The organism is Mesorhizobium sp. WSM4837, assembly GCF_055811435.1.
Window position 1 is genome coordinate 1 of the sequence record NZ_JBVVQE010000039.1, and the last position, 25715, is coordinate 25715.

The 25715-nt window shown below is 60.6% G+C and carries 16 protein-coding genes and 1 pseudogene; 2 read left to right on the forward strand and 15 right to left on the reverse strand.

Going from position 1 to position 25715, the window contains the following annotated elements; genetic code table 11:
- A pseudogene (locus AC0L3D_RS21875) lies at nucleotides 1–1206 on the reverse strand (OmpA family protein); the annotation flags it as partial.
- 7 nt (nucleotides 1207–1213) lie between these two features.
- Nucleotides 1214–1876, reverse strand: coding sequence for a hypothetical protein (locus tag AC0L3D_RS21880; RefSeq protein ID WP_473491005.1), 663 nt, complete (start codon nucleotides 1874–1876; stop codon nucleotides 1214–1216).
- A gap of 915 nt (nucleotides 1877–2791) precedes the next feature.
- Between AC0L3D_RS21880 and AC0L3D_RS21885 the strand changes: the two genes are divergently transcribed.
- Nucleotides 2792–5758, forward strand: a complete 2967-nt coding sequence (locus AC0L3D_RS21885) for a trifunctional glycosyltransferase/class I SAM-dependent methyltransferase/polysaccharide deacetylase (RefSeq protein ID WP_473645779.1) — start codon at nucleotides 2792–2794, stop codon at nucleotides 5756–5758.
- Nucleotides 5759–5796: 38 nt separating this feature from the next.
- On the opposite strand, the gene AC0L3D_RS21890 is transcribed toward AC0L3D_RS21885, so the two are convergent.
- The 5 genes from AC0L3D_RS21890 to AC0L3D_RS21910 form a co-directional block, all read right to left on the reverse strand.
- The gene (locus AC0L3D_RS21890; RefSeq protein ID WP_473627552.1) at nucleotides 5797–6477 is read right to left on the reverse strand and encodes a peroxiredoxin-like family protein; all 681 of its coding nucleotides are present in this window, start codon (nucleotides 6475–6477) and stop codon (nucleotides 5797–5799) included.
- A 19-nt stretch (nucleotides 6478–6496) separates the two neighbouring features.
- A complete protein-coding gene (locus tag AC0L3D_RS21895) occupies nucleotides 6497–9796 on the reverse strand; it encodes an ATP-binding protein (RefSeq protein ID WP_473645795.1) in 3300 nt (1099 codons plus the stop codon).
- 287 nt (nucleotides 9797–10083) lie between these two features.
- Nucleotides 10084–11469 carry a hypothetical protein gene (locus tag AC0L3D_RS21900; protein ID WP_473627554.1) on the reverse strand — a complete coding sequence of 462 codons (1386 nt, stop codon included), beginning with the start codon at nucleotides 11467–11469 and terminating at the stop codon, nucleotides 10084–10086.
- Between the two features lie 132 nt (nucleotides 11470–11601).
- On the reverse strand, nucleotides 11602–12126 hold the full coding sequence (locus tag AC0L3D_RS21905) for a GNAT family N-acetyltransferase (protein WP_027154823.1): 525 nt from the start codon (nucleotides 12124–12126) through the stop codon (nucleotides 11602–11604).
- 73 nt (nucleotides 12127–12199) lie between these two features.
- A complete protein-coding gene (locus AC0L3D_RS21910) occupies nucleotides 12200–13024 on the reverse strand; it encodes a hypothetical protein (protein ID WP_473627556.1) in 825 nt (274 codons plus the stop codon).
- 201 nt (nucleotides 13025–13225) lie between these two features.
- On the opposite strand from AC0L3D_RS21910, the gene AC0L3D_RS21915 reads away from it, so the two are divergent.
- Nucleotides 13226–14641 (forward strand): DUF5939 domain-containing protein, encoded by a 1416-nt coding sequence (locus AC0L3D_RS21915; RefSeq protein ID WP_473627558.1) that lies wholly within the window; start codon nucleotides 13226–13228, stop codon nucleotides 14639–14641.
- Between the two features lie 51 nt (nucleotides 14642–14692).
- On the opposite strand, the gene AC0L3D_RS21920 is transcribed toward AC0L3D_RS21915, so the two are convergent.
- The 8 genes from AC0L3D_RS21920 to AC0L3D_RS21955 all read right to left on the reverse strand — a co-directional run bounded on the left by AC0L3D_RS21920 (nucleotide 14693) and on the right by AC0L3D_RS21955 (nucleotide 25694).
- Entirely contained in the window at nucleotides 14693–15172 is a 480-nt protein-coding gene (locus tag AC0L3D_RS21920; protein WP_128173712.1) for a class I SAM-dependent methyltransferase, read from the reverse strand.
- Nucleotides 15173–15380: 208 nt separating this feature from the next.
- Entirely contained in the window at nucleotides 15381–16562 is a 1182-nt protein-coding gene (locus AC0L3D_RS21925; protein ID WP_091594734.1) for an ABC transporter permease, read from the reverse strand.
- Entirely contained in the window at nucleotides 16559–17557 is a 999-nt protein-coding gene (locus tag AC0L3D_RS21930) for an ABC transporter permease (RefSeq protein ID WP_023797971.1), read from the reverse strand. The genes AC0L3D_RS21925 and AC0L3D_RS21930 overlap by 4 nt, the downstream gene beginning before the upstream one ends.
- Before the next feature lie 2 nt (nucleotides 17558–17559).
- Entirely contained in the window at nucleotides 17560–19458 is a 1899-nt protein-coding gene (locus AC0L3D_RS21935) for an ABC transporter substrate-binding protein (protein ID WP_473645781.1), read from the reverse strand.
- On the reverse strand, nucleotides 19455–21350 hold the full coding sequence (locus AC0L3D_RS21940) for an ABC transporter ATP-binding protein (protein WP_473627560.1): 1896 nt from the start codon (nucleotides 21348–21350) through the stop codon (nucleotides 19455–19457). The genes AC0L3D_RS21935 and AC0L3D_RS21940 overlap by 4 nt, the downstream gene beginning before the upstream one ends.
- Nucleotides 21351–21515: 165 nt before the next feature.
- Entirely contained in the window at nucleotides 21516–22856 is a 1341-nt protein-coding gene (locus tag AC0L3D_RS21945) for an adenylate/guanylate cyclase domain-containing protein (RefSeq protein ID WP_128168942.1), read from the reverse strand.
- Nucleotides 22857–23061: 205 nt separating this feature from the next.
- Nucleotides 23062–24405 carry a nucleotide sugar dehydrogenase gene (locus AC0L3D_RS21950; RefSeq protein ID WP_353829482.1) on the reverse strand — a complete coding sequence of 448 codons (1344 nt, stop codon included), beginning with the start codon at nucleotides 24403–24405 and terminating at the stop codon, nucleotides 23062–23064.
- 110 nt (nucleotides 24406–24515) lie between these two features.
- Nucleotides 24516–25694 (reverse strand): DUF3095 domain-containing protein, encoded by a 1179-nt coding sequence (locus AC0L3D_RS21955; RefSeq protein WP_473627583.1) that lies wholly within the window; start codon nucleotides 25692–25694, stop codon nucleotides 24516–24518.
- Between the last annotated feature and the right edge of the window lie 21 nt (nucleotides 25695–25715).

The following is a 25715-nucleotide window of genomic DNA, read 5'->3' on the forward strand; positions in this document are numbered from 1 at the left end:
CATTCCGGACAGCAAAGCCTGCGGGTCGGCGGCAAGCGGGTCTCTCAGGCCGGCAATATAGAATTGGCCATCGCGCATCTTTTGTTCGGCAACGATGATGCCCGGCTGGGCACTCAGCCGCGACACATAGGCCTGCCAGCGTTGCCCGGATTGCCAGGAAAGAAAGAACCAACCGCCTGCCGGAATCAAAACCAGCAGGACTGCAGCCACCACCAGCCACGGAAATCCCTGGTTTGAGTCCTCCTGCTTCAGTTCAACGCAGGTCCGCAACTGCGTCTCTATGCCGGCCAACTGCGAACTGTCGCCGTCAAACTGCTCTAAAGCCTGTGAGTATTCATCATGGATGCGAAACAACACATCGCGAACGATTTCATGTAATTCCTCTGGCGGATTTCCCCGGATCACCGCGACCAAGGTCGCAAACGGTCCAACTTCCGACCAAAGACGAAGCTCCCCGAAACGGATAGTGTCCAGGCCGCTCTGTTCTTTCTCGTTAAATGAGTCTTTCACAAAATCTTGGATAGCACTAAGCATCGAAGAAATGAGTTGAGGATCTTCGCTTGTTGCATTATCGGCAGTTACATGCGCTATCAAAATACCGGAATTGCGGTTGATGAGAAAGACATGCTCTACGCGATAGACAAGAGAATGCTTAAGAACAACTTCTGAGAAGCTTGCACCCGTTCTCCAAGCTTCAAATCTCCACTTGAGACCATGCCAGGTAAATATATGTCTTAAAGTTTCATTCAGCGACTGAAAGGTCTGATCGATCTTTTCCCCGATCGACTTGCGAATTGCCGGCAGAAACACCGGGTATAATATATCCGTAAGCGTACGCGGGCTCTTCTGGATGGACCGTTGCACGGCCCTCTCGACAGCTGGCGCAAGGGCCTCGCCGAGTTGCACATGAGGCGCACGTGCGGCTGCACTGGGGAGAACACCCCCCACTGCAGACGCAAGCTGCTCAGGTTCGTCGAGCAGGTGCGCAACTCGTGAAAGCTCCGAAATTTCGCGGCCGACCAGCAACTGGCGCAGCGTTTCCATGCGAGGATCGGCGGTTGGAACTCCGTAGAGACGCGCACGATAGTCCGGATCGACGTTCCGGGCAATTTCGACCAAAAGATTAGCCAGAGCCTCGCGATCAATCTCTGGATCGTTCGAAGCTGCTCTTTGAGGAAGGCTGATTGGGTCGACGGTCGACGTCAAGTTCCGATCAACTCACTTTCCAGTTGCGTTCCGAGTTGTGCTTGCTGCCGACGGGATCCTGATTTAGACATTTTGCAACCTCGACAAACAGGCCGGCCAAAAGATTTCGGTCGGTCTTGACGTTGCTGAGATCGGAAAACATTTTCTCAATCAGCATCTGAATGCTTTCATTCTTTTGCTTGATTTCCTCACGCAGCAATTGATCGCTTCGATTTATCCGGTCCGCGACTTCGCGCTCAAGCTCGCTCAATTGATCCGACAACGCGCGCACCTGCTTTTCAAGCGCCTGATTTTGCTCGCGAAGATTCCGGTCAATCTCCTTGTCGGCCTCGGCTCGTGCATCTTTTTCGTTCCGCAATTGCGCCGCGAGCGATTCGACCTGCTTCTTTGCATTCGACTCGTACATTTCAAGATTGCGCTTGGCCTCGGATTCGACATCCTTGAAGCGCTGCAAGAACCGTTCTTCAAGCTTGGAAAAACGGCGGTCGTAGTCCTGCATCTGGTTGCCGAACAGCAGATCACGTATCTTGTCGACACCTACAGCGTCGCCGGAGACGCCGGCCTCGCGGGCCTGGACCCCCATGAAGGCCAGCCCGTTTCCATCTGCATTACCTATCAGATTTTCGTCCGCTTTACTTGCTGAAGCGGTACTCGAAGATTCCTTAGCCATCCTTATGCCCCTTCATTTGAACACCTGCCACAGTGCAAAACTCAAAAACGCCCAAACATGTCAGCAAAATAGCCGACTCGCAAGCCGGAATCTTCTTGCCTTAAGCCAATTCGTGGGTCCCTTTTACATCTCTTGACTAGCGGCAAATGAACGGGTTCCGAGTTACGTCGCTCGCACATCTCTTCGTGATAGCAGGCATAACCGGCTAATCTAATCGACCATTTGACGCAATCTACTATAGAAATGAGTAATACAATGTCAATCTATAGCTACTGGGAACTCAATTAAGTAGCGCATATTCATTAGAAGTATCTAAAATAGCGGGTCTGGCGGTGCACATACTGTCTCGCACCCGGCTGTATACTGCGACGATCAGCTTCCGATGCGGGCCCAACGGTAGAAGGAAGGTCTTGTTTCGCACGGAGAATGGCTGTTCGAGAATGCACCTCGGAATCGAGGCGTTTCGGTCGATAGGAGGGGAGCAATAGTCCCAATCACTGCAGTCATTCACACCAACGCTTCAGTGGGCTTGCATCTATTGCGTCCCGATTGCAAAAGACGTCAGGTTGCCATAGCTATCGCACGATGCCAGGGACCGCAGCTCGTGGTCATGGCGCCGACTCCGGGGATCGACGACATGAGTATGCGGCATGCTTGGCCTTGACGTCCCTCTGCGACAGCTGGCGCCCAAGCTCGGCGGCACGGATGCGAATGCTGCGCCCGGCTTCCAACATCGGTAGCACGACAGGAGCAAGCTCGCTCTGCAGCCAAATGGCGGCGTCGCGGCGGCTCGGAAGCGTTCGCAGGAGACTGTTTGGACGCAGTGTCGCTGAGGACCGTTTCCTTTGGCAGGAAATCGCCGGCTATGTTTCGAGACTCTTGTTCTACCTTCGAACCAGGCGCGGGTAAGACGGCGTGGCGCATAATCCCTTGGTTTCAATCGTGGTTCCTGCGCACAACGCGGAGGTAACGCTGCCGCGCGCACTCGATTGCCTTGTCGATCAGGAAATAGTGGATTGGGAGGCGATCGTCGTCGACGACGTCTCCACGGACGCTACCGCCGCGATCATCGCCGGCTATGTGGAGCACGATGCCCGGTTTCGGACGTTGAGCGCTTCTGCGTATAGCACCGCTGGCGCGCGCAATAGCGGGATTTCGACAGCGCGCGGACGCTGGCTCATGTTCCTGGATGCGGACGATTGGGTGGACGCCGGCTTCCTTGCGAAAATGCTGGCCGCACTTGAAGCCGCGCCCGATGTGGTCACCGCCTATTGCGGTTCCCGGCGCGTGATGCCCGATGGCGAACTCACCCCGTCGAGCATCCCGACGGAGGTTGCGATCCAGCCCTTCGAAACATTCGCGCGCCGTTGCCCCATCCGCACTCACGCGCTGCTCGTCGACCGGAAGACAATTGTCGAGTTGGGCGGCTTCGATGTTTCGTTGCGCACCTGCGAGGACTGGGATCTGTGGCAGCGCCTGGCACGTCTAGGCAAACGTTGGGTGATGGTCGACGAACCGCTCGCTTTCTATCGGACCAGTCCCAACTCGCTCACCCGCAATTCGACACAGATGCTGGCCGATGCGGAAATCGTGATCGCCCGCGGCTTTTCTCCTGATGCCAGGGTCAAAAAGCCAGCATCGGCTCACGCCAATGGTGCGATCGAAACGAACGGCCGCACCGCTTCCGAAGCACTCGCGTGGTTCGCGTTGTGGAACGCCGCGTCGGATTGCGGCAGCGGCCGCCGCTCGATCAGCCCGCAGACCCTGCGCGCGCTCCCGGCAGGACGTAAGTGGGCGCGTGAGATCGCCAAGGTGGCCTTCGATGGCCTTATGGTAGGAAGCCTATCGGTGCCAGCGCAATTGGCTGCCAGATGGGACAGGTTCGGCGGCTCCCTCACCGAGTTGATCACCGAACTCGGCAAGGTCTGGGACGATCCCGTCGCGGGTCGCCGCGTCCAGTATCACCTTGAGGAAATGCTTCTCGACTTCGACGATCTTGCCGCGCCGCGCCGGCTGGCGCGGACGCTTGGAATTCGCGTCGATATTCGAAATCCGACCTCGATCGAAGTTCCGGAAGGAATCGATCAAATTTATGCCTATCTGATGATGGATAGCCAGATCGAGGCTGTCGTGCAGTTCGGCGTACTCGGGAAAGTGACAAGGCGCCATTGGATTGAATTGATCCAGAATGTCGTGGCCGCTGAGCGGCTTGTAGACAGTGCGGCAAGGTTTGCGAGACGATCACCTGTACCGCAACAGGCCGCCGGCGCCGACACGTCAAACACGCTCGCAGCCGAGGCATTGTCAGCCACAGCTGAACGCGGACCCGATCCGGACAGCCACTTTGGCAAACTCGCGCGGTTGGCCGCGGAAGCGCGGAGGCTGGTTCGGTCGAGCGCCGAAGCTGCGGCGCCTCCTGCGGCGCCGCGCCGCGCACGGCCCAGGCACGACATGGATCGCACGTCGTTCTGGAATGGCTATTTCGCGACCGAGGATCCTTGGAACTACGGTTCGTCCTATGAGCAGGAAAAATATGAGCGGCAGCTCGAAATTCTGCCTGCCGGCCCGATCGGACGAGCGCTTGAGCTGGCCTCCGCGGAGGGGCACTTCACGCGGCAGCTGGCGCCGCGAGTGAGCCATTTGACCGCAACCGACATCTCCGCCGTAGCTATCGGGCGAGCGCGCGCGCGATGCAGCGATCAGCCGAATGTCGAGTTCGGCATATTGGACTTTTGCGCGGACACGCTGCCTGGTGAGATGGACCTGATCGTCTGTTCGGAAGTGCTCTACTATCTGGATGATCTCGCCGAGCTGCGGCGCTTCGCCAAAAAAATCGTTGAGGCATTGGCGCCTGGCGGCAGTTTCATCAACGCACACGCATTCGTCTTACGTGACAATGTTGAAAGGACCGGCTTCGACTGGAACACATTCGGTGCACAAGCGATCTCAGAGACGCTGGCACGGACCGAAGGTCTCGTCCTCGATCAATCGATCCAGACCGAGCTCTATCGCGTAGACCGCTTCCGCCGCCAGTCACCGGACGAGGCGGCGACGGAACCGATGATTGATCATGCGCCAATCCGCGCGCGCCTCGAAATCGGGGTCGCGCGAAATATCGTCTGGGGCGGGGCGCGGGCCCTGCGCCGCGACGTTGCGCGTAGCGAGCGGCGGCAGCGTATCCCTGTCCTCATGTATCACAGCGTCGCCGACGAAGGTCCGGCCGCGCTCGCCCGTTTTCGGCTCGCGCCCGCCGCATTCCATGGCCAGATGGCATGGCTGCGCGCCAATGGCTTTCACGCCATCATGTCCGAGCAGCTGGAACGGTTCATCGCCAACCGTCAACCTGTCGCCGGCCGCCCAGTGCTCATCACCTTCGACGACGGCTTCCAGAACTTTGCCGACCATGCCTGGCCGATCTTGCGGGCCAACGACCTGACCGCGGAAGTGTTCCTGGTGACGGACCTGGTGGGGGAAAGTGCACTGTGGGACGCCGACAGCGGCCCGCCGACGCCGCTTATGGACGCCGGCACGGTGCGACGTCTCGCCGCCGAAGGTGCGTTCTTCGGAAGCCATCTGGCGACGCATCGCGCGATCGATGGTCTGTCGAGTTCTGACTTGGCCGCCGAGCTCCTGCGCTCTCGCATGTTCATCGAACGGTGGACCGGTCGGCCAACCACGGCGTTCGCGGCACCCTTCTCTGTCACCGACCGACGGCTTGGCCGGCTGGCCAAGGAGTGCGGCTATCGGATCGGCTTCGGCGGCAGACACGGGCCGGCGGACCTCGATTGCGATCCCATCGACCTTCCGCGCATCGAAATTCGCGGGGATCGCTCACTCGATGACTTTGTTGCCAGGGTCGAGGCGGTGCTCGAAGAGCGGTGAACTTGTCAGTGTCCCGCCCGTTTACCTCGTTCGCTAGTCTATTGGGCGACTTGGGAAACGGCTGACATCAGCTCCTGCGGGTTTGGCGCCCCAAACATGTATCGCCCACCCTCTGGAATCTCGGTGAAGCTCCAGCGGACAATCCCCTGCCGGTCCAGCAGGAACTGACCGACCAGTTGTCCGTGTCCGGTTGCGATCATCTGCTCGTCGGCTTCGGTCAGTTCGTAATGGTCCCTCTTGTTGAGGAGTTCGCTGGCCGCAATAGGATCCATAGGACCAGGCAACTCGCCTGGTATGTCGACCCGCATATCCTTTGCCGCTGCCATCGAGACCGTGTACGGCCAGTTCGTCTCGTTTTCGGTGAATTCGAGATTGGGCAGTCCAAAAGCACGATGTGATGCGCGTTCAGGGTCGGAGGCCGCAAGCAGATTCGGCATCGGGTGGTAGCGGAAATAGAGACGCGCCCGTTCGATCGGCGTGTTGACCACCGTCAGGCTCTCCACGCCCTTTTCGCGCAGCTCCGGATCAAGCCGCGCCTGGGCGGCGATATGGCGCCGGCAAAACGCACAATGCAGACCTCGAAACAGGCCGACCAGCACCGGCTTTTGTCCGCGAAAGTCGTCAAGCGCGATCTTGCCTTCCTGGGTAATGGCGTCGAGTACCACGTTCGGCGCACGGTCGCCCGGTTGAAGCGGTACCAAGTCGCTACGCGCGGACATTTCCAACCTCCGACCCCGGTTAATCGAGAAAAGGCAGCACCACAAGCGCTTCCGGGTCGAGCCCGTGCTGGGCGCATATACCCTGCGCCAGGGAAAAGTAGCGTTCGGCCTCGGCCAGATTGTCGAGGTCGAGATTGAGCGTTGCGAGACCATCATAGCACGGAAACAGCAGTTGGGGTTCGCCCGTTTCGCGGGCTACGTCCAGTGCTTCGTGGAACAAGCCAACCGCTAGTTCCGGATGGCCGTTGCACTGGTGGATCTGCCCAAGCACGATCAACGGCACCGGCAGGTGCTCGCGCTGGTCGAGCGCCCGGTCGATCTCGATGGCCTTCTCGGCAGCAGGCACGCCTTCCGTTGGACAGCGATCCGTGAAAGTACAACAAGCGACCGCCAGATTGGCGAGGAGGCGCGCCTGGAAACCCAAATCACCAATATGGCGCGCCACTTCAAGACCGCGCCGACAGACCTCCATCGCCTGTGCCGGATCGATGGTCGTGTAAAGCACGCCCAGATTGGTGTAGCCGCGGCAGGCCGCGCCCAGCAGACCGGCGGCTTCGGCCAATTCAATGCTACGCTCAACCTGACGCACGGCTTCACGGTTTCGCCCAAGGCGAGCCAGCGCGACAGCCTTGGTATTAAGTGCCTCGGCGGTCACAAGGGTGGCATCACACCCTACCTCGGAGACATGCTCCGTCGTCAGAGAGCGTACGCAATCCAGCGCCGCGTCTGCCCATTTTGCCGCGAGAGCGTGATCTCCGCTACGGAACGCCTGTCGGCCACGTTCTTGCCAGAGATGCGCCTGCTCGATCGGGGCATCCGCTCCATCGAGGAGCGCTGCCGCTTCAGCATAGCGGGATTCTGCTTTGTCCCGCTTGCCGACGTCCCAGAGCAGCCGACCCATCTTTCGCAAAACGCGCGCCGACGCGACACGATTGGCTGACTCGCGGTATGCCTGCAACACCGTTTCGTAGTGGCGGTGCGCGATCTCGCGGCGGCCCATCGGGCCGCTCAAATCGGCAATGCGCTCTGCAATTTCTAGTTTGAGCGGTGTTTGCCCGATCGCGCTCAACGCAGTCAGTGCTCGCTCGTAGAAACGAAGTGCGTCGTCGTTGGCGTATATCATGCGAGCGCGATCGCCCGCCGCCTGCAGGTAATGCGCGCCTCTCTCCCGCTCGGCGCTCTGTGCGAAATGATGACCGAGCACGGTCAAATCCTCGAGCCGTTCCGGCTTGTCGCCGCACAATTGCTCCAAGGCAGCACCGACCCGCCCGTGGATGTCGGTCCGGCGTTGCAGGAGCATGTTCTGGTAGATCACATCCTGCAGCAATGTTTGCGTAAAGCGGTAGCTTTGCGACGAGACCGAGCCTGATCCGGCAATTTCCTCGATGATTTCCGCATCGCAAAGCAGTTCGCAGCCGGCTTCCAGCCGGCCGGGGTCGGACGTCACGGCTTTCAGAACTGTGGCATCGAAGCGCGGGCCGATGACCGCGGCTTCCTGGGCCAACCGGCGCACCTCTTGGGGCAGCCGGTCGACGCGAGCAAGCAACATCGCCTGGATAGTGGCGGGAATGCCGGTTGCGACTTCGCCTGCCGCAGTCCGCCATCGCTGGCCCTCGCGCATCAGTACGCCGCGATCGATAAGGCCGCGGACGATCTCCTCTACAAAGAGGGGGTTGCCACCCGCGCGCTCGAGGATCTGGTCGAGAAGCCCTCCTGCGGAGTTTACCCAGCTTTCGCCGAAAAGCGCCGCCAGCAGGCTGCGACCTTCATCATTGTTGAGCGGCGAAAGCCGGAGCGCTGTGTGACTGACCCGGCTTGAGCCGAGCTGGTCGTTGTCCGGCGCCGGACGATGCGTGACCAGCAACATCAAGCGCGTCCGTTCCAACCTGTCCATCACGAAACGTAGTGCCTCGAGCGACACGGCGTCGGCCCAGTGCAGGTCTTCGACGACAATCAACAGCGGCGACAACGCAAGCCGCCGTTCGATGATTGTGCGGACTGCGTAGAGAATTTGCCGCCGCAGCTGCTCGGGCTCGACATGCTGCAAGGTGGCATCGGGGTCGCCAAGGCCGAGCACATGGTAGAGCAAAGGCATCAGCCGCTTCGCCTCCTCGCCCTCCAGGCCGAGATTCGCAAGCAAGCCTGCGAGCTTCCCCCGCATTTCGTCCCCATTGTCGTTCTGCATCATCCCGGCAGCGCTGCGCACCACTGCGCCCAAGGCGCCAAATGATTGTTCGCCCAGCGGTGAGCACGTGGCCAGCCGCACGGCGACGTTGCGAAAACGATCCTCGTCGCCGACGCGGGCGACGAACTCCTTCACCAGCCGCGATTTCCCGATACCGGCTTCTCCGACGAGGCGGACAAGTTGGGCCGAGCCGCCGCACGCCTGGTCAAGGCTGGCCAGCATTCTATTGAGCTCGGCACCACGACCTATCATCGGCGCACTGAGGCCGAGCACCTCGAGCCCACGTGCTGCACGCGGCGCCGCAAGCGGTGCATCCAGCCGATGGACGAGCACACTGCCAGCCTTGCCGCGAAGCACGACATCACCCAGCGACTCGTAAGAGAAGGCATGCCGGGTCAGCCTGTGAGTGAGCTCGCCTACCAGCACCTCACCCGGTGCGGCCAGCGATTGCAGGCGTTGCGCCGTATTCACTGTGTCGCCGGTCACCGAATAGGATTTGGCCGTGCCGACGCCAAATCCGCCAGTGACGACCGGACCAGTGTTTATGCCGATATGGAGTGACAGAGGCGGGCCGGAGTGGCGGGTGCTTTCGCCGAGCCGCGCCGTCCGGGCGATCATGTCGAGAGCGGCGCGAAGCGCACGTTCCGGATCGTCCTCATGCGCGACTGGCGCACCGAACAAAGCGAGCAGTGCATCGCCGATGAATTTGTCGACGAAACCACCAAAGTTTCGCACGGCCGCCGTCAATTCCTTGAACAGTTCGTTCTGCAGCGCTTGCATGACCTCGGGGTCGAGCTGCTCGCTGAGTGTCGTGAAGCCGCAAAGGTCGGCGAACAGGACCGTTACCGTCCGGCGATCGGCGTCAGAGACGGGATACAGCCCATCTTCGCTTTCGATGTTCGGAAGCAGCGACGGAGTTCGAGAAGGCTGCACAATGGTCCGGCTTGGCGTCGGAGCAGGCCGTTCGACGGCTTTTGCGGGCGCCCCGACGCTTGCCCCACATTTCGGACAGAACTCGAAATCAGGTGCGCAGCGGTAGCCGCAACTGGCGCATGGCACGGGCTGGCGCCTGCCACACCTCGGACAGAAAGCGTAACCGCCCTCAACCTCGAAACCGCAGCCCGAGCAGTCCATCGAACAAGACCTCACTAGGGGCCGTGACGGCGTGCTCTCGCTACGCACTTCACGGCCAAGGTTCACAAGAATGAACCGATAGCCGTCGACCAGCAAGCGGCAGCGCAAATGGGCATCGAGCGATCCGTGTGGGTCCGGTGGCATAGCGCTGCCGATCGAGGCGGAAACCGTCGTCGAAATCCCGAAATGCATCAGCGTCAAGGAAGCGGCCGGATCAGACGCCAGAGGCTCACCGATAGATCGCCGTCGCTTGCGGTTGCGCACCAGAAAATCAACCTGAAGTAGGCTCAGTTCACCTTGATCTCTGCCTGGCCGATCTTGCGCCATCGGGCGTTTTCGCGAACCAGCTTCAGGTCGTCGGTCGCCTCGGCAAACGTCCGCAAACGGTATTGCCGGAGCAGGTCCGGGAAGAGCGCCCCTTCCGGCAGACCGGCAAGCTGCTCGCGGACCGAGATCTTTTCGTCGATGACCCGCATGCCCCAGGCATTTTCCCGAACCTGCAGCTCCGCAGCCAGATCGCGCTCTTCCGGCGCGTTTTCATCTAGCGCAGCCAGCAGGATCGAGTGGAAAAGCGCTACATAACCAATCTGTCTCAGGCCGCCCACAACCCGCACGCGCGGCAATATGGCCAGGACGAGGAACATCAGGAACAAGTTCGGCAGCAGCACGCCGTCCAGCAGCGCCTGCCTGAGATGCGGCCGCTCGAACGGGATGGAAAGACCATGCGGCCTGCCAGGCTCGATCAGGTGCCCGTTCTCGAGGACGAGCTTGCGCACGCGCTCCTCGCGGATACCCCAGAAATAGGCCGTGGCATTGGGCAGGAACCTGCCAAATGGGCTCGAAGCGGCTGCTTGCAAGGCACGTTCGAGACGCTGGCGCCTTGCGGGCTCAAGGAGCAGCCTGGAAACAAGGCTGCCGTCATTTTCCAGATGCCGCGCCATGGCAGCCGCGGCGAGCCGATCATCGATGAAAACCGGCTGGGCCATGCCGGAACGATCCCAATCGGCGACCAGATCCTCGTTGAGGGCTGTCAGCGCATCGGCGGCGGTTCCAAACACCTCGTCCTGGCTGGCAAGCAGTGTGCCCAGCCAGCGGCTGGCATCCGTTTCGTCGCCCACCGCTTCGAGCGCGCGCTTGTTGAGGGTGACGGGACCGGCCACGCAGGCGCTTTTGCGGCACAGTTTGTGGCGCCCCATGCCAAACAGGTTGACCTTGTCGTCACCGACATCGAGCCATCCCGGCCCCTCCCGGCCAATTGTCTCCATGGTCATCGTCGTTCCCATGAAGCTGAAGAAGGCCGACAGCCCGTTTTCGACCGCGCCGAGCCAGGCAAGCAGGAGGGCATCGAAGGTGATCCGGTCCATCAGAAGCAGGCAGTGCAGGCCGGTCTGAATCACCGGTCTGGACTCGAACTCGTCGAGGACCTTGCCGATCTCTTCGGGCTGCATGATCACACCAAGGCGCTGATGCAGGACTTCGCGCAGGATCGAGCGGGCAGCGATCGCCGGGCCCGATGCAGGCCTTGCCACCGGCCGCCACAGATGGCGGGCGTAGTCGGAAACCGGTGCATTCCAGTTCTGCTCGATGTCGCGCACGACTTCCGGGCAGAGCAGCGACAGCACTGCCAGAATTTCCGCCGGAGGCGTAGGGGATGGGTCAAAGACGGCGGTCATTGGTCCCGTCTAGCCGCTTGCCGGGCAAACGCCAAGGGAGACCAGACTTGCTGGATGCGACCGGCCCACACATGGACTGTCAACTCTGATCAAAATGGTGTGAGACGAAATTGACAGGCCAAATAGCGGATCTCAGAACCGCAGCCGGGCCATGCTCAGGAGGTCATGGTACTGGCCGTCGGTAAAACCGGCCTTCACATGTCGGCCTTCGACCTTGAAGCCGTGTCTTGTGTAGAGACGGATGGCCGGTTCGTTGTCGGCATAGACGGTCAATTCGACCCGCTTCAGGGCGCGCCAGTTGTCGGCCACGTCAAGCAGCGCGCCAAGTATGGCAGAGCCGATACCCTTGCCGACAAAGGCATCGTCAAGCCCGATATTGATCTCGCCGATATGCGAACGGCGCGGCGAACCCTGCACGACCAGGCTGCCATGGCCGACGACCTTGCCGTCCAACTCGGCAACGATCCAGGTGGTTTCCTGGCCGGACTTGGCGATGCGCCGCTCCACCTGCTCCACCATCTCGAAGGGCATCCTGAGCGTGCCCCAGCGGAAGCCCGGCATGTTGAAGATAGCGCAAAGCGCCTCCGCATCGCTTAGCCGGACGGACCGGAGCTGCGGCTGGATTTTCTTTGGGGATGGCGAGGTCGTGCTGGTCATGGCTTCCCGGCGAAGGCAATCGGCCCGCCACGATGCACCGGACGTCACCTGAAAATCCAGCCGTCTCTGCAACCTATGATGCCGGTTGCGAGCTAAAATACCGGGAGGCGGCGTAGAGTTTGAAGACGCCGCTGATGCCGATCCAGCCGAAAAGGCCGAGCCAGCACAATGTCCCGGTCGCCGTCCAGTCGACCCGGTGCACCGCAGCGTCGGTGATGACGAGGCCAAGGATGGCAAGCAGGCCAACCAGAAACTGCGCCAGGCCGAGCACCAGCAGTTCCTCGCGCGGCGCGCTTCTCCAGACGAGATATATACCCCCCGCACCGGCCAGGAAGATGGCGCTGTAGACCTGAGCGTGGAAGGCATCGATCGGCCATGGCCAGATGCTGCCGAATGTCAGGGGAAACAGCAACAGGCCGACGCCATAGAGCCCAAGGATCGCCGATTCCACCGGCATGTAGCCGCGCCATACGGGGGTTAAGGTCACGGCTTTTGCAGAAGGACGGGCCCTGGCCCGCCACAGGAACAGCCCGGATACCGCGACCGAAGCGAGATAGACCAAAAACCAGAGCCAGGGCGCTTTGCGCTCGAAGTTGAAATAGCCGAGATTGATGAACGAAGCCACCGACACGATGGCGGTGAAGATGAAGGCCATGACGAGCACGAGCCGGCCGGGTGACCAGCGATTCCAGACCAGCAGCGCCGCCATCACGACCATTTCGGCGGTGTAGAAGCCGCCGAGGAAGCGGGCATTGAATGGCGTGACGGCCCAAGGCCAGCGCGGCTTGACCAGCACAGGCGCGAAAAACAGGCCGGCGCCGACGATCAGGACGATGATGACCACCACGGAGAAAAGGCGCAGGGCCGCAGGAAATGGCGGGTTGTTGGATGTCGGCATGGGAGAAGACCCCAAAGATGAATGCCCCGCCATCCTAGTGCCGCTTGCGGCCAGTGAAAATCCGCCGAATGGAAATTGAACTGTCACCAGGCCTATCCATTCGAATGGCCGTACGATGCGTTTCGAAGTAAGATGGAGCGCTCGGACCAAAGACCGGTCCGGTCAACACGCCTCGATGGCGCATTTTCCGGAGCCTGCACGATGAACGAAGCTCAGGATCTGTTCTCGCTTCTGCGGCAATCGACCGGTGTCGATCCGCAGGCAATCGACGCGATCAAGCGAACCATCGCGGAGGGCAAGGACCGCGAACTTTGCCGCATCAATGCGCCAGCCTTCGCCAGCAAGCATGGCCTCGACGAGGAACGCGCCATAAGCGCCTTTCTCCATGCGGCACGGGTAGGCATCTTCGACATTTCCTGGAATGTTCTATGCCCCGGCTGTGGCGGCGTGCTCGACACAAACGCCACGCTGAAAACCCTGCAGAAGGACGAATACACCTGCGCGCTGTGCTCCGAGGGCTATTCGCCGACCCTCGACGAGATGGTCGAGGTGACATTCACCGTCAGTCCCCGCGTGCGCAGGATTGCCGCCCACAATCCACACGAACTGCCCTTGCTGGAATATTACCGCCAGATCTACTGGGCGTCCGGCGTCGATCTGCCGGAAGAGGATTTCGCGAAAAAGATCGAAGCGTTCTCGCTGGAGGATATCGAGCTTGCCCCCGGCGAAAAGGCGGTTCTGCCCATACAGCTTCCGTCTGAATTCGTCATCGTCTTCGAGCCGGTCACCCATTCAGCACAGTTCATCGACGTGAAGGGCGAACCAACAAAAGAGCGCCGAAGCCTCTCTTTGGTCTTCGACCGCGACCATGTCCAGAACCAGACGCTGGAGATGCAACCCGGCCCGTTGCGCATTTCGCTGGAGAACAGGACCGACACACGCGTGCTGCCGACGGTCTTCATCGCCGGCCAGGAATTGCATGGTCTCCTGGGTAAACGCCGGCCCTTCCTGACCGCCAAGCGCCTGCTCACCAACCAGACGTTCCGCGATCTCTATCGCACGGATACGCTCGACATCGACCAGCGCCTGAAAATCACCAGCCTGACCTTCCTGTTCACCGACCTGCGCGGATCGACCGAGCTTTACGAGCGGGTGGGCGATCTTTCGGCCTTCGATCTCGTGCGCGTGCATTTCCAGGTTCTGCACGAGATCGTTGCGGCGGAGGCAGGCGCGGTGGTCAAGACGATCGGTGATGCGGTGATGGCGACCTTCGCGACGCCTGATCGTGCGATTGCTGCGGCCCTCAGGATGCGCGATGCCATGCGTGAGCTCAACGACAAGAGCGGGCGCGAGGATCTGCTGCTCAAGATCGGAGTCCATGCCGGCCCGTGCATCGCCGTGTCCATGAACGAGCGACAGGACTATTTCGGCCAGACGGTCAACATTGCTTCGCGGGTCCAGAACCTTGCCAACGCACAGGCGATCTTCGCCACTCGTGCCGTGGTCGACGACAATCTCACCGCCGATCTGTTGCACAGGAACGCGCTGACGCCCGTGCCCCACGAGGTCTCGCTGCGCGGCATCGAGCGGGAGATAGCAGTATATATGATCCCCTGAAGATTTGGCCCCGAAGATTTGGCCGCCAAATGTTTGGGTCGTCTCGGCCCCTCACACGCGCCTGCAGACAAAATAACGATCGGCGGGCACCGAAGGCGGCGGCTGGAGGCGTTGCAACAGCGGGTGCTCGAGGGGCGTGCCGCTGACCGCGAAGCCGCCGACGCGAAGCAGGCGCGCGATCAGATCGGGAAGCCAGGTAGAGGTCACTGCGTCGCGATCGTCATAGCCGGTGCCGATGTCAGCATGAACGAGAGCCGCGTCGATGCCAATGAACCTCTTCGCCGTCTCGCGTATTTCGCCGAGCACGAAGTCTTCAGCGTCGGGAATTGAGCTGGCGTGTGCGCTAAGTTCACGGTCGAACACCACGATCCGGCGTCCGGGCAGGCGCTCGCGCAGATGGTGGTACGTACGGCCGTTGCCGAGGCCGAGTTCGAGCACCGGCCCTTCCATCTTCGCCACCTCGGGGCAAACCTGATCGAGAATGTCGCGCTGTGCGGTCATCCTGCTGATGAAATTCTCAAGGCGAGTCATATGCGTGTGTGTCCTGAAACCAGCTCAAGAGATCAGCAATGCCCGCGACCAGAGCGGTTCACGGGTGAAACCCGAGGGCGACATGTTAACCGCCGATCGCGTCCCGGCACGTATAGAGGCGAACGATGAACCCTGCAATAACCGAACAGGCTGCGACAGGATCATACCGGGTGGAGCGGGTGGCCCGGCGCGCGGCGGAATAGCGATCTCACTTGTAGGGATCTGCGGCGTCCCGCAGGCCGTCGCCGAGGAAGTTGAACGCCAGGATGACGAGAATGACGGGGAGCATCGGCAAAAGCAGCCATGGATAGAACGCGATGACGCTGACGCTGCGCGCCTCCGTGAGCAGGATGCCCCAGCTGGTTATCGGCGCCCTCAGGCCGAGCCCGAGGAAGCTCAGCGCCGTCTCGCCCAGGATCATGCCGGGTATGGAGATCGTCGCCGTCGCGATCAGATGCGACATGAAGCCGGGAATGAGATGCCGCCCGATGATGCGGCTGCTTCTGGCGCCCATCAATTGCGCAGCCAGAACGTAATCCTCCTCGCGCAACGCTAGAAGCTTCGAACGCACGGCCCGCGCCAATCCGGTCCAGTCGAGTAGCCCGAGGATGACGGTGATGCCGAAATAGATCAGGATCGGACTCCAGGTTATCGGCATGATCGCCGCCAGAGCCAGCCATAGCGGAATGCTGGGGATTGACTGCAGAACTTCGATTATCCGTTGAACGATCAGGTCGAATATACCGCCGTGATAGCCGGCCAGTCCGCCGATGACGATGCCGAGCAGGAAGCTGAAACTGATGCCGACGAGGCCGATTGTCAGTGAAATGCGTGCGCCATAGATGATGCGCGAGAGCACGTCGCGCCCCAGCCTGTCAGTGCCGGCCAGAAAGAGCTGGCCGTTTTCGGCAGGGCAGACAAAATGCCTGTCACCTTCGATCAGGCCCCAGAACCGATAACTATCGCCCTTGCAGAAGAAACGGATCCGCTGAACATCATCTTGATTCTCGATGTAGTTCCGCTTGAGCGTGTCCATATCCAGCGTCATCTGGCGGCCATAAACGAACGGCCCGACGAACTGGCCGTTGTGGAACAGGTGCACCCGCTGCGGCGGCGAATAGATGTAGTCCATGTTGCGCGTGTGCAGATTGTAGGGGGCCAGGAACTCGCAGATCAGTATTCCGAAATAAAGCGCTGCCAGGAATATGCCTGAAATAACGGCAAGCCGGTGCTCCCGGAATTTCCACCACATCAGCCGCAACTGCGACGCCTGAAAGACCTTCGACTGCTCCGGCGTCATCGCCTCGACCGACTCCAGGTCAAAGGGCGCGGTGGAAACGTAGTGTTGCAGCGGAGCACCCGGAGCGGGCAGCGGCGAATGCGTGCTCATTTGGTGCTACCGCCCTGCAAACGAATTCTTGGATCAAGCAGCGCCAGCGCCAGGTCGGAAATCAGGACACCGATGACCGTCAGGAAGGCGAGGAACATGAGGAACGACCCTGCCAGGTACATGTCCTGGCTTTGCAGCGCCTTGATCAGCATCGGCCCGGTCGTTTCCAAAGACAGCACGATCGCCGTGATTTCGGCGCCGGAGATGATGGCCGGCAGGATAGAGCCGATATCGGAAATGAAGAAATTGAGCGCCATGCGCAGCGGATATTTGACCAGCGCCTTGAACGGATGAAGTCCCTTGGCGCGCGCGGTCACGACATATTGCTTGTGTAGCTCGTCGAGAAGATTGGCGCGCAGCCGCCGGATCATGCTTGCCGTGCCCCCGGTGCCGATGATCAAGACCGGAATCCAGAGATGGGCGAGGATCGACTTCGCCTTGGCCCAGCTCATCGGCTCGCCGAGATATTGCTGGTCCATGAGATGGCCGATGGATGTGCCGAACCAGATGTTGGCGAAATACATCAGGATCAGCGCCAGCATGAAGTTCGGAATGGCAAGGCCGAGAAGGCCGAAGAGAGTCAGGCCGTAGTCGCCCCAGCTGTATTGATGCGTGGCGGAGTACATGCCGATCGGAAAGGCGATGAGCCAGGTGAAGATGATCGTGACGAAGGAAACCAGCACCGTCAGCCACATTCGGTCCCCGACGACGTCGCGGACCGGCAGCTCATATTCGAAGGAATAGCCAAAATCGCCGCGCAACATCCCGCCGACCCAGTAGAAGTAGCGAATGACCGGTGGCTGGTCGAAACCATAGTCCTTGCGCATCATCTCGATGCGATCGGAATCCACCGCTTCGCCCTGAGCCCGAAGCTCGGCAACATAGCTGTCGAAATAGTCGCCGGGTGGAAGTTCGATGATCGTGAACACCAGTGCCGATATGACCAGCAGCGTTGGAACCATCACGGCAATGCGCCAGACAAAATATCGAAGCACGCTCAGGACTCTCCAAGCCAGAATGTATCCGGCATGTAGACACCGAAATAGGCGGTCGGGTCGTAGCCGTAGAGCGCCTTGTCAGGCAGATTGCGCAGCCGCGAGGACACCAGAACCGGCTGATGCGTTCCGTTCACGGTGCCGATCGAAAACACCTGATCGGTGTAGATCGACAGCATTGAATTCCAGATTTCGGCACGCTCCGTGGCTTCGGTCGATGCCTTCCAGCGCTTGAGCAAAGACATCAGCTCGACCACAGGCGGAAGATCGGGCGCCTCACCGACCTTGCCATGAGACAAGTGGTGAGCACCCCAGAGCGGCCATTGCAGCTGGTCGTCCATAGTTGGGGCCAACTGGTACGGGTTCATGTCGGCGGTCGGCACGCCATTGTCGATGCCCGACCACATCGACATCATGATCTGGCCGCCAAGCGCGCGGCTGCGGAAGATATCGCGCTGCGAAGTCCGGATGAACAGGGCGATCCCGATCTTGCGCCAGTGATCGGTGATGAGTTCGAGCGCGTCGGTTTCCAGCGTGCTTTCGCCGGCCGTCTCCACTATGATCTGCGCTGGGCGTCCGTCGGGAAGTATCCGCAGGCCGTCATCGTCACGCGTCTGAAGCCCGGCCTCGTCGAGCAGGGCATTGGCCTGGTCGGGATCATGGGCGACCCAGGCTTTCGCGAATTCCGGCCGGTAGAGCGGGCTCTCCGGCAGGACCGTATCGGCACTTTCCTGCCCCAGTCCGTAGAACACGGCCAAATTGATCTCGCGCCTATCCACAGCGAGCGAAAGGGCGCGGCGCACGCGAACGTCACGAAGAAGGCCACGCCACACCTGGTCGGCACAATTCAGATTGGGCAGCAGCGCCAGCCGCGAACCCTGTGTGCGTTTCCAGAGATGCATCTTCACCGGGTAGCGCTTCTCCGCATCCTTCAGGAAGGAGTAGTCGGTGAAGTCAATTCCCATGCTTTGCAGGTCGCTCTCGCCCGCACCGGTCTTGGCGGAAATGATCGCCGGCGAGCTGACATTCATGACAATCCGGTCAACATAGGGCATTTGCCGGCCATTCTCGTCGATTCGATGAAAGAACGGGTTGCGCTCGAAGACGAATTGCTCGGCCGGGGGCTTGGTCCGGTTCCGCCATGGATCGAGCGTCGGCAGTTCCGGGTTCTCCGGGCGATACTGCCGCGACATGCGGATATGCAGGAGCGTCCATTTCTTGGCCCGGTTCTCCTTCATCAGGCCGGCGAGCCGAAATGGATCCTGATATTTCTTGTGGAACTGCTTGAGATAGGTGGCCGGCAGAACCAGCGATAGCGGCGAAGCAGCAGCAAGCTTGGGCAGGAAGTCGGGATTGGGCGCATCCCAACTATAGCGGACCGTCGACGGATCGACGATCTCGAAGCGTGGCGGCTTGGCGTTCGCCAGCAGGGCGGGGGCAAGCCCGCCTTGCGAAAGCTCATCGTTCAGCCAGACATCTTCCCAGCAATAGCGAAAATCCTCCGGCGTCAGCAGGCTACCGTCAGACCATTTATGGCCTTCCCGAATCTTGAATGTGAAGACGCGATCATCCGCTACGTCGAAACTTTCGAGAATGTCGGCTTGCAAGTTGAGCTTTTCGTCATAGCCGACCAGGCGAGCATACCCGTAGATCGTCATCATCCGGATATCTTTCTGGCTGCCGATGATCGTGCGCAGCGTGCCGCCATACTGGCCGGGCTGCCGGCCCATCGCGGCGAGGTTCAACGCGCGCGGGCTCTTGGGCAAGCGTTCGGCGAGTGCCGGCAGCGCCTTGGCCTTCAGCTGCGGCTGAAGAAATTCCGGCTCCAGATCGCCGGCGCGCGACGTGCCCGGCAGAAATGCCGAAGCCATAAGTCCAAGGACGGTGCGCCGGCTGATCAATGGCGTAACTCGCTGACATCGGCCGTACGCCGGGCCAGCACGAGGTGGCCGCCGCCAAGGTCGAGCGGCGACAGCATATCCTTGTCGCTCTCGTCGCGGAATTGCGGTCCCCATGCGCTGGTGTCGGAAGCGCCGTCGAGCTTCAGCGTTTTGAAGTCCATCGGCCTGTCGAGATCGGGGAAAGGTACTGCGGCGACCAGTGAGCGCGTGTAGGGGTGGACCGGTTTCCTAAGCAGAATTTCGCGCGGCGCGAGCTCGACGATACGGCCGCCGCACATCACCGCGATGCGGTCTGCCATGTAGTCCACCACCGCCAGGTTGTGGGATATGAACAGGTAGGTCAGGCCCAGTTCCTTCTGCAGGTCCTTCAGAAGGTTCAGGATCTGCGCCTGGACGGAGACATCGAGTGCCGAAACCGGCTCGTCGCAGATCAGGAGTTCAGGCCCCAGCGCCAACGCGCGCGCGATGCCGATACGCTGACGCTGCCCGCCAGAGAAACTGTGCGGATAACGCTTTATGAAGCGCGGATCGAGCCCGATTGCCTGCATCAGGCTCTTGACCGTGACGAGTCGGGACGCGGCATTGCCACGTTGATGGATTTCCAGCGGCTCGCTCAAGATGTTCTCCACCGTCATGCGAGGTGAAAGCGACGAAACCGGGTCCTGGAAGACCATCTGGATTTTCGCGCGCAGCATGCGCAGGGCGTCTCCCTCGGCTTCCAGGACGTCGATCGGACCATCGCTGCCGTTGAAGATCACAGAGCCGCCGCTTGGTGTGACAGCCCGCATGAGGATCTTGCTGACGGTGGTTTTGCCGGAGCCGCTTTCGCCGACAAGACCCAGACACTCACCCCGCCTGATATCGAAGCTCACGCCGTCGACGGCGCGAACAGAGGTTTGATGATCTCCGCCGAACCATCCGGACTTGCGGATGGTGAAGGTCTTTGTCAGATCCCTGACCGACAGCAGGATGTCGTCCGGCCCCTTCGATGCCGGCGCCGTCTGCTTGCCGAGCAGGTTCCCGACATTCACCGGCACCTCGCGGAGCGCCTTTAGCCTTTCGCCAGGCTTCAGGTCGAAATGCGGAACGGCTGCCATCAGGCCCTTCAGGTAAGGGTGGCCTGGCCGGCGGAATATCGCCTCGACAGGTCCCGCTTCCATGATTTCGCCATGGTACATGACCACCACCTCGTCGGCGACATTGGCGACCACGCCAAGGTCGTGCGTGATCAGCAGCATCGCCATGTTCAGCTTGGCCTGAAGCCCGCGCAGCAATTGCAGGATTTGCGCCTGGATGGTGACGTCCAACGCCGTTGTCGGCTCGTCGGCGATCAACAGGGCGGGCCGGCAGATAAGCGCCATGGCGATCATGGCGCGTTGACGCAATCCTCCCGAAAGTTCAAACGGATACATATCATAGGCGCGCTTGGGGTTGGGAAAGCCGACAAGGTCGAGCATTTCCTCGGCACGCGCCTTGCGCTCCGCCCGCGCCATGGGCGTATGAATCTGCAGGGATTCGCTGACCTGATTGCCGACCGTGTGCAGCGGCGACAGTGATGTCATCGGCTCCTGAAAGATCTTGCCGATGCGGCTGCCTCTCAACGCCCGGATTTCGGGTCCGTCACGCGGCATCTGCAGGATATCCTGCGTCGTGCCGGGCTTTTCAGGATCGGAAAACAGGATACGGCCGCGAACATGGGCTGTGTTCGGCAAAATGCCCATCACTGCCTGGCTGAGAACCGATTTTCCGGAACCGGACTCGCCCACAAGCGCAGTGACCTTGCCGGGCAAGACGCGAAGATTTGCACGTCTGACGGCATGCAACGGTCCGCCGATAATGGCAAAAGAGATGCCAACATCCTCGATCCGCAGCAGATCAACACCCGAATTCATTCTCACACCAGCCCCACTCTGGCAGCCCGCCGGGCGGCGGGCCCAGAAAGCGAGACTAACGCATTGGCAGCGCAGAGCAACTTGGATTCGAAATCGGTCGCCAGTTCCCTGGCGGAACCGGCGACCGGACTGCATCCGAAAGGCGTTCGGATCAGATCGTGGCGGTTACTGGAGCTTCCTCGGGTCGGCCGCCGACAGCCGCGCGGCATCGCGATGAAGCAGCATGACCTGCTCGGCGTCGGATATTCGGTCGTGAATCGGCTCCAGCGCACCGTCCTCATCGAGTGCGAGAGCACCCGACAGATCGGGTGAAAGCACCGTCAGCTTCTGCTTGATGCCCGCCAGTTCCTCGTTGCCGAGCGTCAGCCAGCTGTTGGCGCCGCAATAGCCGGCGAAGTCTTTGCTGGCGAGAACGCTGTGGGGATATTTCTTGGTCAGGGTCTGGAGGCGCTGGACCTCGTTTACAGCCGAGCCGAAGACAGAGAATGTTAGCCGGTCGGTAAGCCCGACATTGCCGAACATCACATTGCCGACATGCAGGCCAATGCCAAATTTTATGTCCCCCAATCCCTGCTCCTTTCTGCGCAGATTGAGCTCCATCATGCGCGCCGTGGCCTTGTGCGCTGCCGCAAGAGCAGCCTGGCAGGCGATCTCGGACTGCGAGCGGTGCCTTTCGCAAGGGTAGACGGCAATGAAGCCATCCCCCAGGAAACTCATGATCTGCCCGCCTCTGCGATTGAAAGGTGCAGCAATGGCATCGAAAAACTGGTTCAGCGTATCGATGTAAATTTCGCGGCCGGAAGTTTCGGCAAGCCTTGTCGACCCGCGCATATCGGCCATGACCAGTGCGGCCCGGATTGTGTCGCCCTCGCCGCGCTTGATCTGGCCGTCCAGCACGCGCCTGCCGGCGTCGCCGCCGAGATAAGTGGTCATCATGTTGTCGGCCAGCTTGGTGAGCACCGCCATCTTCGTTGCGATAGCGAGATGGTTCTGGATGCGCAGCAGCGCTGAAATCATGTTGTCGCTGAAGCCTGCAGCGCTGTCGGTGGACCAGGATCCCATCATGCCCTGACTGGTATTGCCGTTGAAGGGATGGACGAAAGCCATGTAATCGGTCACGCCCATAAGCCGGAGATCATCGAAAACAGGAAATTCCGACGGCATCGACGGGTCGAGCCGGCGCCGCAGATGGTCGAGCTTGTTGCTGAGCAGATGGTAGTATGGGCTGGTCAGGAATCTGTCAGAATGAACGCCGTCCTCTTTGCGGAAGCCTTCCACTTCCATGCCTTGGCCGCGAAGCCAGGTGAAGCCAAGCGCGTCATAAAGCGGATGAAGCATCGAAAAGCTCAAATGCACCCGCTTCAGCGGCAGGCCGGCAGCAGCCAGCCGTTCACAAAAGCCCTTTACCAATGTTTCCAAGGCGTCGCCCGCCAGCGCCGATTGGGTCAGCCAATCGGCAACCTTGTCCATGAGAATGGTGGAAATTTCTGCTTGCGCTGTGCTCATGCTATCTTGAGACCCGTCGAAGACGAGCCATTCTCCATTGATCCGCCATAACACGCTCCGCTAACGACCCCAGAGACAAGACCCCCGAAGTCAATGAAGCCGGCTTGGGGCAAAAGCCGGCGAAGGGGCATTATGTGGCGAGGCTGCCGGAGGAGTTCAATCACGATCCTGACATCAGGCAAAAAACTCGCCAGCCCAGACGCCGTCAGGCCTTCACCACCGTCTCTCGGGCTAGCCCGAGGCGGCCAAAAACATTGCGTGTGTCGACGATCAGAAGAGCGTGATCAGCGATCGCCTGATAGTCAATCGCGTCGTGGTCGGTTGCAATGACGACAGCATCGAAATCCTTCAATGCCGCCTCGGTCAATTCGACCGAGCGCCGCCCCTTGATCGTCATATGCTCCCGTGTGGTCGGGATCTCGGTAACATGCGGATCGTGAAATTCCGCCTTGCCGCCCCATTCCTCGATGAGTTCAATGAGCCGCAATGAGGGGCTCTCGCGGATGTCGGGCACATTCTTCTTGTAGGCGAGCCCGATGATGAGAATGCGCGAGCGGCTGAGCGCCTTGCCGCAGCGCCGGTCCAGCGCCTTCGCCAGTTCATCGACCACATGACGCGGCATGGCCGTGTTGATCTCTGCCGCCAGCTCGATGAAGCGGGTCGGCATTTCGTATTCGCGCGCCTTCCACGTCAGGTAGAAGGGATCGATCGGAACGCAGTGCCCGCCGAGTCCGGGGCCAGGATAAAAAGGCATGTAGCCGAAGGGCTTGCTCTTTGCCGCCTCGATCACCTCCCAGATGTCGATGCCCATCGCACCGAGCACGACCTTCAACTCGTTGACCAGGGCTATGTTGACCGAGCGGAAGATGTTTTCCGTCAGCTTGACCGCCTCGGCGGTCGCCGTGGTGGAAACCGGAACGACGGTCTTGACCACGCCCTGGTAGAAAGCCTGCACGAGTATCGCCGCTTCAATGCCGTCGCCTGCCACGACCTTGGGGATCGTCGCGACTTCAAAGCTGCGGTTGCCGGGATCCTCGCGTTCGGGCGAGAAACCGAGGAAGAAGTCTATCTTCGACTGCAAGCCGGTTTCTTCCAGTATCGGCTTGATCACGTCGTCGGTGGTGCCGGGATAGGTGGTCGATTCCAGCACGATCAGCTGGCCGAGACGCAAATGCTTCGCCACGGTGCCTGCCGTGTTCCTGACAAAGGAGAGGTCCGGCTCACGGTTTTTCGTCAGCGGTGTCGGAACGCAGATGATGATGACATCGCAGACGGCCAGTTCGGCAAAATCCGCAGTGCCGCGGAACCGTCCGCTCGCCACCTGGCCGGCAAGGGCTGTCGACGACACCGCCTCAATGTAGGATTGGCCGTTGTTCAGGCTCTCGACCTTCTGGGCTTCGATGTCGAAGCCGGAAACCGGGAAGCCGGCGCGTGCGATCGCAACTGCCAGCGGCAACCCGACATAGCCCAGCCCAATCACGCCGACTTGCGCGGTGCGCGTCGAAATCAGGTTCAGAAGACGGTCATATGTCGATCGTGAGGCGTCCAAAAATCTGCTTTCCGTCAATTCGGACAGGCCGTCCGTGCCCATGGCGAGGCTCACCTGGTTGCCCAAGAACCCGAGGCATATTGCGGAAAATCGATTTCCGCAAGCTGCCGTCAGACCGGCACCTTCGCCTTCAGGCTTGCGGCGGCCATCGCATAGCCGCCGGCGGCGCCATCGATGAAATGAACGTGATCGCGCTGCAGCGGCGAGGCGACGAGGCATGTCATCAAGGCCGATTTCTGGCGGTGCAGGCCATAGTTGCAGATGCCCGCCTCTTCCGCCTGTTTCAGCCGGTTCTCGATCCGTTGCAACACGTCCGCGTCAACGTCGATAGTCATCTTCAAGCCGTCGTCGAACTTCCGGAAATCCGAATTGCTGGCCACGTCGCGTTTGTAGATCTTCGGATCGAAGCTGCCGATCGTCCAGCCATATCTATCGGTGACAGCCGTAAGCGTCAGCTGGAACAATATCCACAGCTTGGACAGCCACCGCCATCCTGCCGGCGCCATGGCCCGCGCCTCGATATCGAGGCCGGCGGGCGAAAAACTGTAGGCCGGACCGTTCACCGGCAACGGGTGGCCATCGCGTTCCTGCCCCCCGGCAAGGGCGATGATGTCGGAAGCCAAAGACTGAAAACCGCGCAAGTCGCGCGACGGCCTCGGGATGGCTATGATCGAGACGATTTCGCCGTGCCGGGCGTCGATCGGGTTCCAGCGGCAGGAGAGGCCGGTAAGATCCGGCCGTGTGCCGGCTGGCGCAGGACCGATGCGGTAGCGCCCCGCTTTCATCTCGGCTTCCGCCCAACTGCCGCCACCGCCCGCAAACATGGCATAGAAGACCGCTTCGGAGGCCCGGAACCTCGCCACGCGAACGTCGAGGCCTTGCGCTCTTATATCCTCTATCGGCACGATTGCGGCACGCAAGGTCAGGTCCAGTTCGTCCGCCACCCATCTCTGGACAGCGGCCAGCGCGTTGCGGGTGATCTCCAGTGCCGAGCCGGGAAACGCCACGAGCGCGCCGTCGCCGCCGAAGACAAAGGGAAGATCTCGCCGACCCAGCGCATTGAGCAGCGCCGAGATAACGCTGGCGCCGGCCATATTGACGGTTTTATAGCGCCCAGCGTCGATCGCCTTGGTCGAGCCGACGATGTCGGCGGTGGCCAGCGCCCAGCCATCCGGGAGAGGCCGATAGTTATCGATATCGGCAACGCTTTCGAACCTTGCGAAGACCGGCAAAGAAGCGACAAACGGATCGGACGCTGCAGCTGTTTCCATGAGCATCAGATACCACATTCCACTGCTTGAAAGTGAGTC

Coding starts and splice junctions, on each gene's coding strand:
- AC0L3D_RS21880 (WP_473491005.1), bottom strand. CDS start 1,876: ATGGCTAAGGAATCTTCGAGTACCGCTTCAGCAAGTAAAGCGGACGAA.
- AC0L3D_RS21890 (WP_473627552.1), bottom strand. CDS start 6,477: ATGTCCGCGCGTAGCGACTTGGTACCGCTTCAACCGGGCGACCGTGCG.
- AC0L3D_RS21895 (WP_473645795.1), bottom strand. CDS start 9,796: ATGGACTGCTCGGGCTGCGGTTTCGAGGTTGAGGGCGGTTACGCTTTC.
- AC0L3D_RS21900 (WP_473627554.1), bottom strand. CDS start 11,469: ATGACCGCCGTCTTTGACCCATCCCCTACGCCTCCGGCGGAAATTCTG.
- AC0L3D_RS21905 (WP_027154823.1), bottom strand. CDS start 12,126: ATGACCAGCACGACCTCGCCATCCCCAAAGAAAATCCAGCCGCAGCTC.
- AC0L3D_RS21910 (WP_473627556.1), bottom strand. CDS start 13,024: ATGCCGACATCCAACAACCCGCCATTTCCTGCGGCCCTGCGCCTTTTC.
- AC0L3D_RS21915 (WP_473627558.1), top strand. CDS start 13,226: ATGAACGAAGCTCAGGATCTGTTCTCGCTTCTGCGGCAATCGACCGGT.
- AC0L3D_RS21920 (WP_128173712.1), bottom strand. CDS start 15,172: ATGACTCGCCTTGAGAATTTCATCAGCAGGATGACCGCACAGCGCGAC.
- AC0L3D_RS21925 (WP_091594734.1), bottom strand. CDS start 16,562: ATGAGCACGCATTCGCCGCTGCCCGCTCCGGGTGCTCCGCTGCAACAC.
- AC0L3D_RS21940 (WP_473627560.1), bottom strand. CDS start 21,350: ATGAATTCGGGTGTTGATCTGCTGCGGATCGAGGATGTTGGCATCTCT.
- AC0L3D_RS21945 (WP_128168942.1), bottom strand. CDS start 22,856: ATGAGCACAGCGCAAGCAGAAATTTCCACCATTCTCATGGACAAGGTT.
- AC0L3D_RS21955 (WP_473627583.1), bottom strand. CDS start 25,694: ATGTGGTATCTGATGCTCATGGAAACAGCTGCAGCGTCCGATCCGTTT.